Source organism: Pseudomonas sp. Pseusp15, from assembly GCF_059492165.1.
This window is the reverse complement of record NZ_CP168523.1, coordinates 2,298,968-2,314,617: the sequence shown is the minus strand read 5'-3', so window position 1 is coordinate 2,314,617 and position 15,650 is coordinate 2,298,968. Positions and strand designations below refer to the sequence as shown.

The window sequence follows — 15,650 nt, the reverse complement described above, 5'->3', positions numbered from 1 at the left end:
GTTGGCTATCAGCCCTTATGCCGCTCAACCTTTAATCAATCTTGAGGCCAGTTTAATAAAGGCCAGCGTCGCGGGGGATGACTGACGCTGATCGAGCACCGCCAGACCGACTTGGCGGCTGATGGGGGGCGACAGCGGTTTTTTCACGTAGCGGTTGTCGTTGTCGTCAGGCAGTGAGCTTTCGGCGACGACAGTCAAGGCATCGCCACGGCCTACGACGTCCAATGTGCTGAGCAACTGCGAGCAGCGATAACGAATGTTCGGCGTCAATCGCGCCGTATTGAACAGGCGCGACACCAGCTCCGAAGACCCGGCTTCGGTCAGCACAAAAGGGTCGTGGCACAAGTCGTTCAGGCGCAAGCTGCCGCGACCGGCCAGTACATGGTCGGCAGGCAGCAGCGCGACCATCTGGTCCTCGATCAAGGCCACGGTGTCGAAACGCTCTTGGGGCAACACCACGAAGCCGATGTCGATACGCCGTTCTTCCAGCCACTGAATCACCTGGCGATCCGGCCCTTCATCGATATGAACCTCGATGCCCGGATGCGAGGCGCGGTAGTGCTGCAAGATCCTGGGCAACAGCTTGATCGATGAGGTCGGGCCGAACGAGCCGATACGCAGAGTTCCGGTTTTCATCCCGCGTGAATCGGCCGCCTCCTGGCGCAAAGTGTTGGCCAGCCCGAGCATTGCCCGAGCGCGCAGTAATAGCTGCTGGCCGATATCACTGAGCTCGACCTGGGACTGATGCCGGCGCAGCAGCTCGACACCCAACTCCTGCTCCAGCGACTTGAGTGCGTGGGAGACCGCAGACTGGGAAATCTCCAAACGATGGGCGGCCGCCGTGAAGCCGCGCAATTCGGCCACCAGCGAGAAAATCTCGAGTTGAGTGAGGGTCATGAGCTTTTACTCATTTTACGATGATCGATCATTAGTCGAATGATACGCCACATGCCCGATTTCTGGTGGTGGAGACTTATGACTACGTGTGAACAGACCCTTGCGAACTCTTCGGATGTGCCGGTTTATCTGAAACTGGCGGCGGTCACCATGATCTGGGGCGGGACGTTCGTCGCCGGGCGGTTTCTGGCCGACAGCCTCAGTCCGTTATTCGCTGCGAGTCTGCGGTTCCTGCTGGCGAGCGTGGCGTTGCTGGTGTTCCTGCTGCTGGCGCGGGTGCCCTTGGTGCGACCCAGCCCCAGGCAATGGTTGCAATTGGCGCTGTTGGGATTCTTCGGGATTTTCTTCTACAACCTGTGCTTCTTTTACGGGCTGCATTACATCAACGCGTCTCGGGCATCATTGATCGTAGCGTTGAATCCAGCGGTGATCGGCCTGGCGTCGTGGCTGCTGTTCAAGGAGCGGCTGAGTCGGGCGAAAGTGGTCGGTATCGCGATCTGCATTGCTGGCGCCAGCCTGGTGATCGTCAGCCGCAATCCGCAGTTACTGGACGGCAATGCCGATACCTGGATCGGCGATCTGTTGATCTTCGGCTGCGTGCTCGGCTGGGGCATTTATTCGCTGTTCTCCAAAGGCCTGAATCAAACACTGGGGCCGGTGCAGACGGTGACGTACTCGATTTGGCTCGGCACGCTGATGCTCTGGGTGACCAGCGCCGTGCGGGGCGAGTTGAGTGTCGCGGCGCTCACCGGGCTCGGCGCGCAACAATGGTTGAGCCTGATGTACCTGGGCGTGCTGGGTTCGGCATTGGCCTACATTGGTTATTACGACGGCATCCGCAAAATCGGTGCGACGCGCTCGGGCGTGTTCATCGCCTTGAACCCTTTGACTGCTGTTCTTCTCGGCGCGTTGTTGCTGGGCGAGCAGCTGACACTGGCGATGTGCCTGGGCGGCGGGCTGATCCTGGCGGGGATTTTCCTGTGCAACAAACCGCTTGCGCAGGCCACGAAAAAGGGGATTGTATAAGAAGGCGGACAAACTGATTTACGCTGTGTAGAATCCGGTTACGCATATAAGAATAATCGTCTTCTGGCAGCAGAAGCCTCGCCCGCAAGAGCCTTGGGTCGACAATGAAGATATTTGGGTTCCAATTGATCTACGGTGACTTCCTCGCCCGCAGCGTGAGGGGCATCTCCTGCGCGCCACCCGCCGGTCTCAGCATTGCTAGCAACTAACGATCCGTTAATTCTAAAAGCATGATGAGGCGCCAAAATGGCAGATTTATACGAAAACCCAATGGGCCTGATGGGCTTTGAGTTCATCGAATTCGCATCGCCGACCCCGAACACCCTGGAGCCGATCTTCGAGATCATGGGCTTCACCAAGGTCGCGACCCACCGTTCCAAAGACGTGCACCTGTATCGCCAGGGCTCGATCAACCTGATCCTCAACAACGAACCCCACAGCGTGGCCTCGTACTTCGCGGCCGAGCACGGCCCGTCGGTGTGCGGCATGGCGTTCCGGGTCAAGGATTCGCAAAAGGCCTACAAGCGTGCCCTGGAACTCGGCGCCCAGCCGATCCACATCGAAACCGGTCCGATGGAATTGCACCTGCCGGCGATCAAAGGCATCGGCGGCGCTCCGCTGTACCTGATCGACCGTTTCGGTGAAGGCAGCTCGATCTACGACATCGACTTCGTATTCATCGAAGGTGTTGACCGCAACCCGGTTGGCGCCGGTCTGAAAATCATCGACCACCTGACCCACAACGTGTATCGCGGTCGCATGGCCTATTGGGCCAACTTCTACGAGAAGCTGTTCAACTTCCGCGAAATCCGTTACTTCGACATCAAAGGCGAATACACCGGCCTGACATCCAAAGCCATGACCGCGCCGGACGGCATGATCCGCATCCCGCTGAACGAAGAGTCGTCCAAAGGCGCCGGGCAGATCGAAGAGTTCCTGATGCAGTTCAACGGCGAGGGCATCCAGCACGTGGCGTTCCTCACCGATAACCTGATCGATACTTGGGACCGCCTGAAAAAAATCGGCATGCGCTTCATGACGCCGCCGCCGGACACCTACTACGAAATGCTCGAAGGCCGTTTGCCGAACCACGGCGAGCCGGTCGATCAACTGCAAGCACGGGGCATCTTGCTGGACGGTTCGTCCGAACCTGGCGACAAGCGTCTGCTGCTGCAGATTTTCTCGGAAACCCTGATGGGGCCGGTGTTCTTCGAGTTCATCCAGCGTAAAGGCGACGATGGTTTCGGCGAAGGCAACTTCAAGGCTCTGTTCGAATCCATCGAGCGCGATCAGGTTCGTCGCGGTGTGCTTTCCACCGATTAAGCCGTTCCTGATGTGAAAAAGCCCGGTCAGCAGCAATGCTGGCCGGGCTTTTTTTTGAATCATGCAATTACATTGGCCGGCGTCGTTGCCGGACCAGATGCTTGAACCCTTCAAACACCAACGCCGCCACCGCCAGCCAGATCGGAATGTAAGTCAGCCATTCGCCGGCCTTGATGCTTTCCCCCAACAGCAACGCAACGCCCAGCAACAGCACGGGCTCGACGTAACTCAACAACCCGAACAGGCTGAACGGCAGCAGCCGGCTGGCAATGATGTAGACCACCAGCGCCGAAGCGCTGATCACCCCGAGCAGGGGAATCAACAGCGACAGCCACGGATGTTGATCGAACACGCCAAAACCTTGTTCACCGCCCTGCACGAACCAGAACGCCACCGGCAGCATCAACGCCATGTCCAGCCAGAGCCCGCCAAGGTTGTCCGTGGCCAGGCGTTTGCGCAGGATGAAATAGATCGGATAGCCGATCACCACCAGCAACGTCGCCCAGGAAAAACCGCCGACCTGATACAACTCGTTGAGCACGCCGAGGCTGGCGAAGAACACGGCTATTTTCTGCAGGTAGGAAAGGCGCTCGCCATAGACGATTCGCCCGGTCAGGACCATGGACAGCGGCAACAGGAAGTACCCCAGCGACACGTCAAGGCTATAGCCGTTGAGTGGCGCCCACATGAACAACCAGAGTTGCAGGCCCAGCAGCACTGCCGAGCCGATCAGGGCGATGAGCAACTTCGGCTTGGCGGCCAGCCGCCGAAGAATCTCGAGCACACGTTTCCATTCGCCGGACACCACCATGAACACGGTCATGCATGGTGCGGTCAGCAACATCCGCCAACCGAAAATCTCCACGCCACTCAAGGGGGAGAGCAGTGAGGTGTAGTAATACATGACGGCAAACAGCATCGAGGCTGTGACCGATAGAGCGATACCTTTAGACAAACTGTCCTCGCGGGTTGAAGGTCAAACGGGGCGCGCAGGATACGTGGTTTTTGTGCTGAATATTGGCCAAGTGATCGATATTTTCAACATCGCGAGGGATGTTGCAGGCAAGCCTGCTCCCACAAGTAACTTCGTCGAAGCATAGTCAGCAGATCGACACAGAACCTGTGAGAGCGAGCTTGCCCTTGATAAATCTCAAGCCGAACGCGGTTTGCGTCCCGGCACAAAATGGCTCACATCATTGAACCCCGGTGTCGACGCATGCCCCGGTGTCACCAGCGAATCGATAAAGGCTTCATCTTCCGCCGTGATTTTCACCGCTTGCGCCTTGATGTACCCATCCCACTGTTCTTCGGTGCGCGGGCCGACGATGGCCGAGGTGATGGCGCTGTTGTTCAGCACCCAGGCGATGGCGAACTCGACGATGCCCACGCCACGGTCCCGGGTATATTGCTGGATCTGCTGGGCAATGCGCAAAGACTCAACCCGCCATTCGGTTTCCAGGATGCGTTTGTCCTGGCGACCGGCGCGGCTGTTGGCGTCCGGTGTCACATCCGGCGCGTACTTGCCGCTGAGCACACCGCGCGCCAGCGGACTGTAAGGCACCACGCCGAGGCCATAGTTTTGCGCGGCGGTGATCTGCTCGGTTTCCGCCTGACGGTTGACGATGTTGTACAGCGGCTGGCTAATCACCGGCCTGTCGACGCCGAGTTTGTCGGCCAAACGAATCACCTCGGCGATGCGCCAGCCGCGATAGTTCGACAGGCCCCAGTAGCGGATCTTGCCCTGACGAATCAGATCGCCGATGGCCGACACCGTGACTTCCAGCGGCGTGTTGTGGTCTTCGCGGTGCAGGTAATAGATGTCCAGATAATCGGTGCCCAACCGCGTCAGGCTGGCGTCGATGCCATTGAACAGGTGCTTGCGGCTCAAACCGCTGCGGTTCGGCACACCGTCCACCGGACCGAAGCCGACCTTGGTGGCGAGCACCCATTCGTGGCGGTGGCTGGCGATCGCTTCGCCGACGATCTCTTCGGAGCGGCCGTTGGTGTACACGTCCGCGGTGTCGATGAAGTTGATGCCCTGGTCCCAGGCCTTGCCGATGATCCGCAGGGAATCTTCGGTGCTGGTCTGTTCGCCGAACATCATGGTGCCCAATGTGAGGGTCGACACCTGTAAACCCGAATGACCCAGCGTGCGATAGCTCATGACGAAATCCTTTTACCGGTCAGAAAGCCCTAATCAAATACCAGAACCGCTGCGCGGAGCAATCTGAATTATCGACGCAGTGCCTCACAACGCTCCTGCAAGAACGTTTGCAACACCTTGACCCGCTCCGACACCTGCACCCGATGCGGGCAGAGCAAATTGAATGGCACGCTTTCGCCTTGCCAGTCATCGAACAGCGTCACCAGCCGCCCGGCCTGCACATCGGCGGCGACGTCGAGCCAGGCCTTGTAGGCGATGCCATGCCCGGCCAGGGCCCAGCGGCGGGCAACTTCGCCGTCATCGCTCAGATAGTCGCCATGCACATCAACCTCCAGCACCTCATCGCCACGGCTGAAACGCCAATGGTTGTAGGGTCGGCCATTGCGCAGGTAGAGAAGGGCGCTGTGTTCGCCCAGTTCCTCGGGATGCTGCGGCGTGCCACGGCGGGTCAGGTACTCGGGGCTGGCACAGGCCACGCGCCGATGCTGCGGCAGAATCGGTAGCGCCACCAGCGTCGAGTCACTCGGCACACCGAAGCGCAGGGCCACATCGACCGTCTCGCGGAACAGGTCGGCATGTCGATCGTTGAGCAATAGTTGCAATTGAATGTTGGGGTGTTGGCGCTTGAAATCATCTAGCCACGGTAACAGCACATTGCGCCCGAAGTCCGATGGCGCCGCCAATTGCAGTACACCACTCAAGCCTTGGGTCTGTTGCTTCAACGCCTGCTCACCTTCGGCCAGCGCGGCCAGTGCCAGGCGCACGCTATCCAGGTAGCGCCGGCCTTCTTCGGTCAGGCGCATGCTTCGCGTGGAACGGGCCAGCAAGCGGATGCCGAGACGGGTTTCCAGGCGTTTGAGGGCGATGCTGGCCGCCGCCGGGGTCAGCTCCAGGGCGCGGGCGGCGGCGGAAATGCTGCCGGAGTCGGCGGTGCGGACGAAGATCTCCAGGTCGAGAATCGAGCTCATTGGTAAAAATCCTTTAAAGATCCTTCTGATTTACCGGGATTTTTCTTCGATTGGCAACCGGGGAAGATTGAATCTCCCTAACTCGACCGGAGATCGGCTCATGACACAACTCAACGCTTCCTTGCACAATCAGACCGTCGTGGTGATCGGTGGTAGCAGCGGAATAGGCGCAGCCATCGTCCAGGCCGCAGCCGAGCGTGAGGCCCGTGTGGTCGCGGTGAGTCGCCGCCAGCCAGCGGTCGACCATGATGCAAAGATTCGACACGAAGCGGCGGACGTCACTGATGAATCGTCGTTGCGACAGCTGTTCGAGCGTATCGGCCCTTTCGATCATCTGGTGATCACTGCCGGTCCGAGTGTGAGTGCCAAACCGTTGGCTGACAGCGATTTGCAGCACGCCCAACAGGCCTTCGATGTCAAATTCTGGGGCGCGCTGCGGGCGATCCAGGTCGCGCTGCCATACCTGAGCGCACGTGGCAGCATCACGCTGACCTCGGGTCTGTTGTCGCGCAAATTTGTCGCCGGGCAGTTCATCAAAACCACCTTGAATGCGGCGCTGGAAGCCTTGGGCAAGCAACTGGCCAAGGAACTGGCTCCGCGCCGGGTCAACGTTGTAAGCCCTGGCGTGACCGACACTGAGGCTTACGCCGGAATGGACGAAACGCAACGCGCCGCGATGTTTGCCCGTACCGCCGCCACATTGCCGGTGGGCCGGGTCGGCACCCCGCAAGATCTGGCGGCAGCGTTTATTCTGGCGATGGAAAACGACTTTATCAGCGGCACCGTCATCGACGTCGACGGAGGAGGGTTGCTATGAGTTGGCACTTTGATCATCTGGCCTTCAACACCCCCGACGGGCAACCGTTGCAGGAGGCCTTCGGTTCGTTGTTGGGATTGGCGCCGGGACGCCGCCCGCCATTCCCGTTCCCCGGACGCTGGTTGTATCAGGATGCGCAGGCGCTGGTGCATGTGATCGAACAGCCGGCGTTCGATGAAACGGCGTTGAGCCACATTGCCTTTCGCACCGATGAGGAGGCTGCCACGGTGTTGCGGCAGGTGCAGGCCAGCGGTTTGCCGTATCAGGTGGCGCAGGTGCCGGAGGACGGAATCTGGCAGATTTTCGTGCAGATGCCGGGTGGTTTGGTGATTGAGCTGGATGCCAAGGCGGGGAGTCTGGTGGGCGTTTAAGGACGATGTTTAAAAGACATTTCCAGATACTCACTAAGGCTACATATTCTTGCGCCGCTGCCTACGACTGCGCCAGAATCCGCCGGCTAGTGCATCTTTGGCCTGGGCTATATCGTTTCTCTGTCGCTGAAAAACAGCGATCGGGTTTGGTAGCCCGGGATTGTTGTTAGGTGCACAGCACCACCTTTTTGCAGAGTTTCTCGTCTCTGTTTTATGGTGGCCATGCGCAGGGCGTCTTCGGACGCGCCGGTTTCCTAACGCCCGGTCTACCAACCTGAGCATGGCCGCCACCCATCGTTTGGTAGCGAGGGTGATGGCTCCTTCTGTCCTGTTAGGAGTTTCATCTATGTTCAAACCAACGCCAAATCCACCTGAAGTGGACGACGTTTCCCCCTACGAAACCCCCGATTCCAAAAAACTCAACGAAGCCGCCGAGCGCGCCCTCGACCATTACCTCAAACCACCCACCCCCAAAGCCACCAAGCGCAAACCCAGCACCATTTACCATGTCGGTGAAAAGGTCGATAACGAAACCCTGCTGGTCAACGCCTGCGAATCCCTGGCGTCAGCGAGCATGATGCTCACTGAATTCGCCGGATTGATGGACATGCCCCATCGCAACATGATGCTGGGGATTCAATCGGTGGTCATGCTTGGGGAGCTGGCTGTCAACCGAGTGCTGGATAACCTCGATCCGCAAGGCTGACGAAAGTCTGTAGTGAGAGCACTCCTTGTGGCGAGGGAGCTTGTCGGATCGCCGCACCGTCCCGCTCGGCTGCGCAGCAGTCGCAAAGCCTGGGCATGCGGTATGTCTGAAAAACCGCGATCACCGGGATTGGGGTCGCTTCGCAACCCAGCGGGAGCAAGCTCCCTCCCACGGAAGCAATTGCGAATGCATGGAATGAGAAACGGCCCGGGAGGGCCGTTTTTGTTTTCACTGAACCTTAAACCCGCAACGTCCGGGTCATGCGCAACGCCAGCAAACTGCCGCACACAATCACACCCGCCAGCAGGTACAACGCCGCATCGGTCGACCCGGTGCTGTCTTTGACCCAACCCACCAGATACGGGCTAAGGAAACCCGCCATCTGCCCCATGGAGTTGATCAGCGCCAAGCCACCGGCCGCCGCACCGGCGCTGAGCATCGCCGTCGGCACCGGCCAGAACATCGGCAAGCCGGTGAGGGCGCCCATGGTGGCGAGGGTCAGGCCGAGAATCGCAAGAGCTGGCGTGGTCGCGAAGTTCACCGCAATCAACAGCCCCACCGCACCCATCAGCATCGGCACCACCAGGTGCCAGCGACGTTCTTTGCGCAGGTCCGCCGAGCGACCGACCATCAACATGAACACCGCCGCCAGCAAGTACGGAATCGCGCTCAACCAGCCAATCACCAGGTTGTCGCTGAAACCCAGGTTCTTGATGATCGACGGCAGCCAGAAGTTAATCGCGTAAACACCGCTCTGGATGCAGAAGTAGATCAATCCGAACGCCCAGATCGCCGGGTTCTTGAACACTGCCCGCAAGGAGTCGGTGGTGGTTTTCGGTTTACTGGCCAGGTCTTCGGCGTGGTCGGCTTCAAGCACCGAACGCTCGTACGGGGTCAGCCACTTGGCGTTGGCGTAACTGTCGCTGAGCAGGAAATAGGCGAGGGCGCCGAGAATCACGGTCGGGATGCCTTGCAGCAGGAACATCCACTGCCAGCCCGCCAAACCGGCCTGGCCTGCGCCGAAGTGGTTGAGGATCCAGCCGGAAAACGGGCTGCCCAGCAGGCCCGATACCGGGATCGCCGACATGAACAGCGCCATGATGCGGCCACGGCGGAACGTTGGGAACCACTGCGAAAGGTAAAGCACCACGCCCGGGAAGAACCCGGCTTCGGCGGCGCCGGTGAACAGGCGCAGGGTGTAGAACTCGGTGGGTGTGGTGACGAACAGCAGGCACGTCGAGAGCGTGCCCCACGTCATCATCATCAACGCGATCCAGCGTCGTGGGCCGAACTTGGTCAGGGCCAGGTTGCTCGGCACGCCGCACAATACGTAGCCGATAAAGAAGATTCCGGCACCGAGGCCGTACACGGTTTCGCTGAATTTCAGCGCGTCGAGCATCTGCAGTTTGGCAAACCCGACGTTCACCCGGTCGAGGTAGTTGAACAGGTAGCAGATGAAGATGAAGGGGATCAAACGCAAGGTAATGCGTTTGTAGACGGCGTTCTTGTCGTCAGCGTTGGCCAGGGTAGCGGTGGCGCTCTGTGACATGGCGGGCTCTCTCTTTATTATGATTTTTTGCGACGCAAGGGTAACGTTGATCGCCCGGTGAGTCTCGGCCACCCTTTGGGTGGTTGTCTTTGTGCCTGAGCACAGGGTTTGCGACCCTGGCCTGTGCGGCTGAACAAGCCGCCCCATCACGCTTTCAAGGATCCCCGCTATGTTTGAACTCGATCACGACCTGGCCCAGGACATCGTCGACCGGGCGATGGCCATCCTGCCCTACAACGTCAATGTCATGGACAGTCAGGGGCTGATTCTCGGCAGCGGTGAGCCGGAGCGCATCAACACCCGTCACGAAGGCGCGCAACTGGTGCTGGCCAACGGGCGCGTGGTGGAGATCGACGCGCAAACGGCGATTCATCTCAAAGGCGTGCAGCCGGGCATTAATCTGCCGCTGTTGCTCGATCAGCGTTTGATCGGCGTGCTGGGCATTACTGGCGAACCGGAGCAATTGCGCACCTACGCCGAACTGGTGCGCATGACCGCCGAGATGCTGGTGGCCCAGCGCAATCAGCAGGCCGAGCAGCAATGGCGGCGCCAACGGTGCGACGATCTGCTGGCATTGCTGTTGAGCGAAGCAGGGGATTCGCCACGGTTGCTGGATGAAGCGCAGCAACTGGGGCTCAAGCCGCAGCTGACACGAGTGCCGTATCTGTTCGAGTTGGGCATCGAACACGGCCCGAGCCAGACCGTCGAAGCGCTCAGCGCCTGGCTGATGTCGCGCTACCCGGACAGTTGGTGCGTGAGCTCGGCCAAATCTTCGTTGCTCTGGTGCCGCCCGGCGACGCCTGCGGTCGAGAACGAACGATTGCTGGAAAAGCTCGATGGCCTGGGCTGGAACATTTTGCGCATTGCCGTGGGCGGGCAGGCCGACGGCTTGTCGGGGTTGCGTCGCTGCTATCGACGGGTCGGCGATTTGCTGGCCTACGGGCGCGATGTGTTGCCGCATTCTCGCTTGTTGATCCTGAACCGTTATCGGCTGCCGGTGATGCTCTGGCGGCACCGCGACGACGATGCGCTGGATGAACTGCTGCGGCCGCTGCGTAAAGTCATCGCCAAGGATGGCAACGGCCAACTGCTGGCGACGTTGCGCAGTTGGTGCGAACACGACGGCCAGAGCCAGGCCTGCGCCGATGCCCTGGGCATCCACCGCAACAGTTTGCGTTATCGCATGGAGCGGATCGCCGAACTCAGCGGCGTCGACCCGCTGAAGCTCGACGGAATGCTCGCACTGTACCTTGGCGTCCAGCTCCTGCCACAAACCGAGCTGCCGACCACCGCTCCGTAGCAGCTGCCGAGCCTGCGAGGCAGCTGCTACGACGACCAGTGCGGACAAGGGTTTTGTGGAAATGAACAATAATCCACATGGCCGCTTGTGCAGCGGACCGGCGTTATTGTTCAGGCCTGCTGGCAGCATGGACGCATTGGAACTGGAGAATTCGCATGAAAATCGTCATTGCCCCCGATTCGTTCAAGGACAGCCTGAGTGCCCAAGGTGTGGCCGACGCCATCGCGTTGGGATTGGCGCAGGTCTGGCCAGACGCGCAATTGCTCAAGTGCCCGATGGCTGATGGTGGCGAAGGCACGGTCGAGTCGATTCTGGCCGCGTGCGATGGGGAACTGCGCCGCACCCGCGTTCGCGGGCCGTTGGGCGCCACGGTCGATGCCGCCTGGGGCTGGTTGCCGCAGAGTCATACCGCGATCATCGAAATGGCCGAGGCCAGTGGCCTGCAACGGGTGCCGCTTGACCTGCGCGATGCCTGTACCAGCAGCACCTTCGGCACCGGCGAATTGATCCGCGCTGCGCTCGATGCCGGGGCGCAACGAGTGATTCTGGCGATTGGTGGCAGTGCCACGAATGACGGCGGCACCGGGGCGATGCAGGCCTTGGGGGTGAAACTGCTGGATGCCCAGGGCCAAACCCTGGCGCCGGGTGGTCTGGCGCTGGCGCAACTGGCCCGTCTCGATTTGAGCGACATTGATCCGCGTCTGGCCGGCGTGCGTTTCGACATCGCCGCCGACGTCAATAATCCGCTGTGCGGCCCTCACGGTGCGTCAGCGATTTTCGGCCCGCAGAAAGGTGCGTCGCCCGAGCAAGTCCAGCAACTGGACCAGGCCCTCGGGCACTTTGCCGAGCTCTGCGCGCAAGCCCTGGACAAGGACGTGCGCGATGAACCGGGCAGTGGCGCGGCGGGCGGTCTGGGGTTTGCCGCGAAGGCGTTTCTCGGCGCGCAATTCCAGGCCGGTGTGGAAGTGGTCGCCGAACTGGTGGGGCTGGCCGAGGCGGTCAACGGCGCCGACCTAGTGATCACCGGCGAAGGTCGTTTCGATGCCCAGACATTGCGCGGCAAAACCCCGTTTGGCGTGGCACGCATTGCGCGGCAGCACGGTGTGCCGGTCATCGTCATTGCCGGCACCTTGGGCGAGGGGTATCAGGCTCTGTACGAGCATGGCATCGATGCGGCTTTTGCATTGGCGAGCGGGCCGATGAGCCTGGAACAGGCCTGCGCCGAGGCGCCGCGATTGTTGCGTGAGCGCGCCAGTGATATCGCGCGGGTTTGGCGGGTGGCCGCCCGCAAGGCCTGACACTGTCTTCAGTAAAAAGAAATCTCTGTGGCGAGGGAGCTTGCTCCCGCTCGGTTGCGCAGCAGCCGTAAATTTTTTGGGGCCGCTACGCAGCCCAGCGGGAGCAAGCTCCCTCGCCACAAAGGCTACTGCGCAAAGCCGACCTCCGCGCAACATCTGTTTCACCGCTGAAACACTCTGCCGCCCTTGAAAAATATTTCTCCAGACCCCTGCAAAAATCCTAAACCCCGGCCGATACAGCCAATAGGCGTACACAAACCAATTACAACAGTGGCGCCAAACTGAAAGGTGCGCGCCATCGCCCGCCCGCCAGTGATCATGGCAAGGATGCTCGCCGCCTCAATTACCGAGATCATCCTATGTCACTGCGTAATCTGAAAATCGCGCCTCGAGCTTTCCTCGGTTTCGCTTTCATCGCCTTGCTGGTCATCGTGCTGGGTGTGTTTGCGGCGAATCGCATGTCGATCATCCGACAGGCCTCTGTGGATATGGAAAGCAATCAGCTACCCAGCGTCGGCTTCCTGGGTGTCATGACCGAAAACGTGCTGCGTCTGCGAATTCTCTCGTTCCGGGTTCTGGTGAACCGTGAGCCCGCGAGCCTGCAAGAAGCAGAAACCCGAATCGGGATACTGGTGGACAAGGTCAAGCAGGCACAGGCTGCTTATGGGGCATTGCCGGCCGGCGATGAGGAAGCGGCGTTATTCAAGACATTCTCGGCCACGCTGGACAAATACCTGCAAGCGGTGCGCGAGATGATGGAGCTTTCGCGGCAGAACAAACTGGATGAAATGCTCAACCTGATCAACACCCGGATCAAGGATGGCACCGATCAGATGGGCGAGCAGTTGAACAAGTTGATTGCCATCAACAAGGCTGGCGCGGCTGCGGCCGATGCCCAGGCCAAAGAGCAGTTTGCCTTTGCCACCAATGGCATCATCGTGGTCTCGGCGGTCGCTGCCCTGATGACCGTGCTGCTGGCCTGGCTGTTGACCCGCAGTATCGTCACGCCGCTGAACCGTGCGGTGCTCGCGGCCGAAACCATTGCCAGCGGCAACCTGAGCAAGGTCATCGAAGTCGATGGCAACGACGAACCGGCGCGTTTACTCGGCGCCTTGGCCACCATGCAGACGAACCTGCGCAAGACCATCGAACAGATCGCCGGCTCCGCGACGCAACTGGGCGCCGCCGCCGAAGAACTCAGCACCGTGACCCAAGAAGCGTCCCGTGGCCTGCAACAACAGAACAACGAAATTGAACAGGCCGCCACCGCCGTCAACGAAATGACCGCCGCCGTGGAAGAAGTGGCACGCAACGCGGTATCGACGTCCGAAGCCTCGAACCAGTCGACCGCGGCCGCCCGTGAAGGTCGTGACCGAGTAGTGGAAACCGTCGACGCGATCCAGACCATGACCCACGACGTGCAAAACACTGCACTGATGATCGAGGGGCTGGCGACTCAGGGCCGCGACATCGGCAAAGTGCTGGACGTGATCCGCGCCATTGCCGAGCAGACCAACCTGCTGGCCCTCAACGCTGCCATCGAAGCGGCCCGTGCCGGGGAGGCCGGACGTGGCTTTGCGGTGGTGGCGGACGAGGTCCGGGCGCTGGCCCATCGCACTGCGCAATCGACCCAGGAAATCGAGAAAATGGTGGCCGGTATTCAGAACGGCACCGGTGAAGCGGTGTCGTCGATGCAGCAAAGCAATCAGCGCACCCAAAGCACCCTGGAAATGGCCCGTGCGGCAGGTGTCGCCCTGGAACAGATCACTTCATCGATTCAGCTGATCAATGAACGCAACCTGGTGATCGCCAGCGCCTCGGAAGAACAGGCCCAGGTGTCCCGTGAAGTCGACCGCAACCTGGTGAACATCCGCGACCTGGCCACCCAGTCGGCCGCCGGTGCCAACCAGACCAGCGCCGCCACCCATGAACTGTCACGACTGGCGGTAGATTTGAATGCAATGGTGGCGCGTTTCGTGATTTGAGATAGGGTTGAAACTGGAACTCGCGCGTTAGGAGAAGTACATGCGCTATTCAGCCTTGACCCAACGAATCGACGGTGATGGAGCGGCAGCCTGGAAGATTCACGATCGAGCGCTGGAATTGCGCGAGCAGGGCGTCGATGTGCTGCTGCTGTCGGTCGGCGACCCGGACTTCGATACGCCGCTGCCGGTCGTCCACGCGGCCATCGACAGCCTGCTGGCCGGCGACACCCATTACTCGGATGTGCGCGGCACCCGTACATTGCGCAGCAGCATCGCCAGCCGTCACCAGCAGCGCTGCGGCCAAGAGGTGGACGCCGACCATGTGATCGTGCTGCCCGGCGCTCAATGCGCGGTGTATTCGGTTGCCCAGTGCCTGCTCGATCCGGGTGATGAAGTGATCATCGCCGAACCGATGTACGTCACTTATGAAGGCGTGTTCGGTGCCTGCGGGGCGAGCGTGGTGCCTGTGGCGGTGCGTCCGGAGAACGGCTTTCGGGTCGAGCCGGCGGATGTCGCAGCGCTGATCACCGCTAAAACCCGGGTCATTCTGCTCAACAGTCCGAACAATCCCTCCGGTGCCAGCCTTTCCTTGAAAAGCTGGCAGGAACTGGCGGCGCTCTGTGTGCAACATGACCTCTGGCTGATCAGCGATGAGGTCTATAGCGACCTGTTGTATGAGGGCGAGCACATCAGCCCGGCCAGCCTGCCGGGTATGGCCGAGCGCACCGCGACCCTCAACAGTTTGTCCAAATCCCATGCCATGACTGGCTGGCGGGTAGGCTGGATGATCGGCCCGAAACCACTGGCCGATCATGTGATGCATCTGTCGTTGTGCATGCTGTTCGGCATTCCGGATTTCGTTCAGAAAGCCGCGCAAGCGGCACTCGATAAGGATTTGCCGGAAGTGGCGCTGATGCGTGAGGAGTATCGCCAGCGACGCGATCTGGTGTGCGCGAGGTTGAGCGGTTGCCCCGGTATCCGGCCGATCAAGCCCGATGGCGGGATGTTTGTGATGCTCGATGTGCGCCAGACCGGGCTCGGCGCCCAGGATTTTGCCGAGCGGCTGCTGGAAGGTTATGGCGTGTCGGTGCTGGCCGGCGAAGCCTTCGGGCCGAGTGCGGCGGGGCACATACGCATCGGGCTGGTGGTGGACCAGGTGAAGCTGGCGGAAGCGTGTCGGCGGATTGCGTCCTGTGCGGCGGATTTGCTGCAGATGCGACGGGCCTGATCGCGCCATCGACTAATT

Annotated in this window: 14 protein-coding genes; 9 read left to right on the top strand and 5 right to left on the bottom strand. The window is 60.4% G+C overall.

The features are described 5' to 3' along the window. Nucleotides 1–24 precede the first annotated feature (24 nt). Complete coding sequence (locus ACEN8R_RS10340; RefSeq protein WP_111453272.1) at nt 25–897, bottom strand: LysR family transcriptional regulator; 873 nt, start codon at nt 895–897, stop codon at nt 25–27. Nucleotides 898–975: 78 nt separating this feature from the next. On the opposite strand from ACEN8R_RS10340, the gene ACEN8R_RS10335 reads away from it, so the two are divergent. Both ACEN8R_RS10335 and hppD read left to right on the top strand, forming a co-directional pair. After that, the gene (locus ACEN8R_RS10335; protein ID WP_495624832.1) at nt 976–1,923 is read left to right on the top strand and encodes a DMT family transporter; all 948 of its coding nucleotides are present in this window, start codon (nt 976–978) and stop codon (nt 1,921–1,923) included. A 246-nt stretch (nt 1,924–2,169) separates the two neighbouring features. Beyond that, nucleotides 2,170–3,246 (top strand): 4-hydroxyphenylpyruvate dioxygenase, encoded by a 1,077-nt coding sequence (gene hppD / locus ACEN8R_RS10330; protein WP_007935668.1) that lies wholly within the window; start codon nt 2,170–2,172, stop codon nt 3,244–3,246. Between the two features lie 67 nt (nt 3,247–3,313). Here the strand turns inward: hppD and rarD are convergent, their stop codons facing one another. The 3 genes from rarD to ACEN8R_RS10315 form a co-directional block, all read right to left on the bottom strand. Next, complete coding sequence (gene rarD / locus ACEN8R_RS10325; RefSeq protein WP_064617711.1) at nt 3,314–4,201, bottom strand: EamA family transporter RarD; 888 nt, start codon at nt 4,199–4,201, stop codon at nt 3,314–3,316. A 195-nt stretch (nt 4,202–4,396) separates the two neighbouring features. Further along, nucleotides 4,397–5,410, bottom strand: a complete 1,014-nt coding sequence (locus ACEN8R_RS10320) for an aldo/keto reductase (protein ID WP_495624831.1) — start codon at nt 5,408–5,410, stop codon at nt 4,397–4,399. Between the two features lie 68 nt (nt 5,411–5,478). Further along, nucleotides 5,479–6,378 carry a LysR family transcriptional regulator gene (locus tag ACEN8R_RS10315; protein WP_018929083.1) on the bottom strand — a complete coding sequence of 300 codons (900 nt, stop codon included), beginning with the start codon at nt 6,376–6,378 and terminating at the stop codon, nt 5,479–5,481. A 100-nt stretch (nt 6,379–6,478) separates the two neighbouring features. Here ACEN8R_RS10315 and ACEN8R_RS10310 point away from each other — a divergent pair, with 100 nt between their 5' ends. The 3 genes from ACEN8R_RS10310 to ACEN8R_RS10300 all read left to right on the top strand — a co-directional run bounded on the left by ACEN8R_RS10310 (nt 6,479) and on the right by ACEN8R_RS10300 (nt 8,272). Then, nucleotides 6,479–7,195 (top strand): SDR family oxidoreductase, encoded by a 717-nt coding sequence (locus ACEN8R_RS10310; RefSeq protein ID WP_086944346.1) that lies wholly within the window; start codon nt 6,479–6,481, stop codon nt 7,193–7,195. Further along, nucleotides 7,192–7,566, top strand: coding sequence for a VOC family protein (locus tag ACEN8R_RS10305; protein WP_495624830.1), 375 nt, complete (start codon nt 7,192–7,194; stop codon nt 7,564–7,566). The genes ACEN8R_RS10310 and ACEN8R_RS10305 overlap by 4 nt, the downstream gene beginning before the upstream one ends. A gap of 346 nt (nt 7,567–7,912) precedes the next feature. Then, complete coding sequence (locus tag ACEN8R_RS10300) at nt 7,913–8,272, top strand: DUF6124 family protein (protein ID WP_018929086.1); 360 nt, start codon at nt 7,913–7,915, stop codon at nt 8,270–8,272. Nucleotides 8,273–8,510: 238 nt separating this feature from the next. Here ACEN8R_RS10300 and ACEN8R_RS10295 read toward each other — a convergent pair whose 3' ends face one another. Next, on the bottom strand, nt 8,511–9,821 hold the full coding sequence (locus tag ACEN8R_RS10295; protein ID WP_495019300.1) for an MFS transporter: 1,311 nt from the start codon (nt 9,819–9,821) through the stop codon (nt 8,511–8,513). 169 nt (nt 9,822–9,990) lie between these two features. On the opposite strand from ACEN8R_RS10295, the gene ACEN8R_RS10290 reads away from it, so the two are divergent. The 4 genes from ACEN8R_RS10290 (at nt 9,991) to ACEN8R_RS10275 (ending at nt 15,632) form a co-directional block, all read left to right on the top strand. After that, nucleotides 9,991–11,121 (top strand): sugar diacid recognition domain-containing protein, encoded by a 1,131-nt coding sequence (locus ACEN8R_RS10290; protein WP_064617724.1) that lies wholly within the window; start codon nt 9,991–9,993, stop codon nt 11,119–11,121. Nucleotides 11,122–11,276: 155 nt separating this feature from the next. Next, nucleotides 11,277–12,419: a glycerate kinase gene (locus ACEN8R_RS10285; protein WP_495624829.1), complete on the top strand. Its 1,143-nt coding sequence runs from the start codon at nt 11,277–11,279 to the stop codon at nt 12,417–12,419. A gap of 359 nt (nt 12,420–12,778) precedes the next feature. After that, nucleotides 12,779–14,404 (top strand): methyl-accepting chemotaxis protein, encoded by a 1,626-nt coding sequence (locus ACEN8R_RS10280; protein WP_495624828.1) that lies wholly within the window; start codon nt 12,779–12,781, stop codon nt 14,402–14,404. A gap of 40 nt (nt 14,405–14,444) precedes the next feature. Then, nucleotides 14,445–15,632 (top strand): pyridoxal phosphate-dependent aminotransferase, encoded by a 1,188-nt coding sequence (locus tag ACEN8R_RS10275; protein WP_018929091.1) that lies wholly within the window; start codon nt 14,445–14,447, stop codon nt 15,630–15,632. Nucleotides 15,633–15,650 lie beyond the last annotated feature (18 nt).

Coding starts and splice junctions, on each gene's coding strand:
- ACEN8R_RS10340 (WP_111453272.1), bottom strand. CDS start 897: ATGACCCTCACTCAACTCGAGATTTTCTCGCTGGTGGCCGAATTGCGC.
- ACEN8R_RS10335 (WP_495624832.1), top strand. CDS start 976: ATGACTACGTGTGAACAGACCCTTGCGAACTCTTCGGATGTGCCGGTT.
- hppD (WP_007935668.1), top strand. CDS start 2,170: ATGGCAGATTTATACGAAAACCCAATGGGCCTGATGGGCTTTGAGTTC.
- ACEN8R_RS10320 (WP_495624831.1), bottom strand. CDS start 5,410: ATGAGCTATCGCACGCTGGGTCATTCGGGTTTACAGGTGTCGACCCTC.
- ACEN8R_RS10315 (WP_018929083.1), bottom strand. CDS start 6,378: ATGAGCTCGATTCTCGACCTGGAGATCTTCGTCCGCACCGCCGACTCC.
- ACEN8R_RS10310 (WP_086944346.1), top strand. CDS start 6,479: ATGACACAACTCAACGCTTCCTTGCACAATCAGACCGTCGTGGTGATC.
- ACEN8R_RS10305 (WP_495624830.1), top strand. CDS start 7,192: ATGAGTTGGCACTTTGATCATCTGGCCTTCAACACCCCCGACGGGCAA.
- ACEN8R_RS10300 (WP_018929086.1), top strand. CDS start 7,913: ATGTTCAAACCAACGCCAAATCCACCTGAAGTGGACGACGTTTCCCCC.
- ACEN8R_RS10295 (WP_495019300.1), bottom strand. CDS start 9,821: ATGTCACAGAGCGCCACCGCTACCCTGGCCAACGCTGACGACAAGAAC.
- ACEN8R_RS10290 (WP_064617724.1), top strand. CDS start 9,991: ATGTTTGAACTCGATCACGACCTGGCCCAGGACATCGTCGACCGGGCG.
- ACEN8R_RS10285 (WP_495624829.1), top strand. CDS start 11,277: ATGAAAATCGTCATTGCCCCCGATTCGTTCAAGGACAGCCTGAGTGCC.
- ACEN8R_RS10280 (WP_495624828.1), top strand. CDS start 12,779: ATGTCACTGCGTAATCTGAAAATCGCGCCTCGAGCTTTCCTCGGTTTC.
- ACEN8R_RS10275 (WP_018929091.1), top strand. CDS start 14,445: ATGCGCTATTCAGCCTTGACCCAACGAATCGACGGTGATGGAGCGGCA.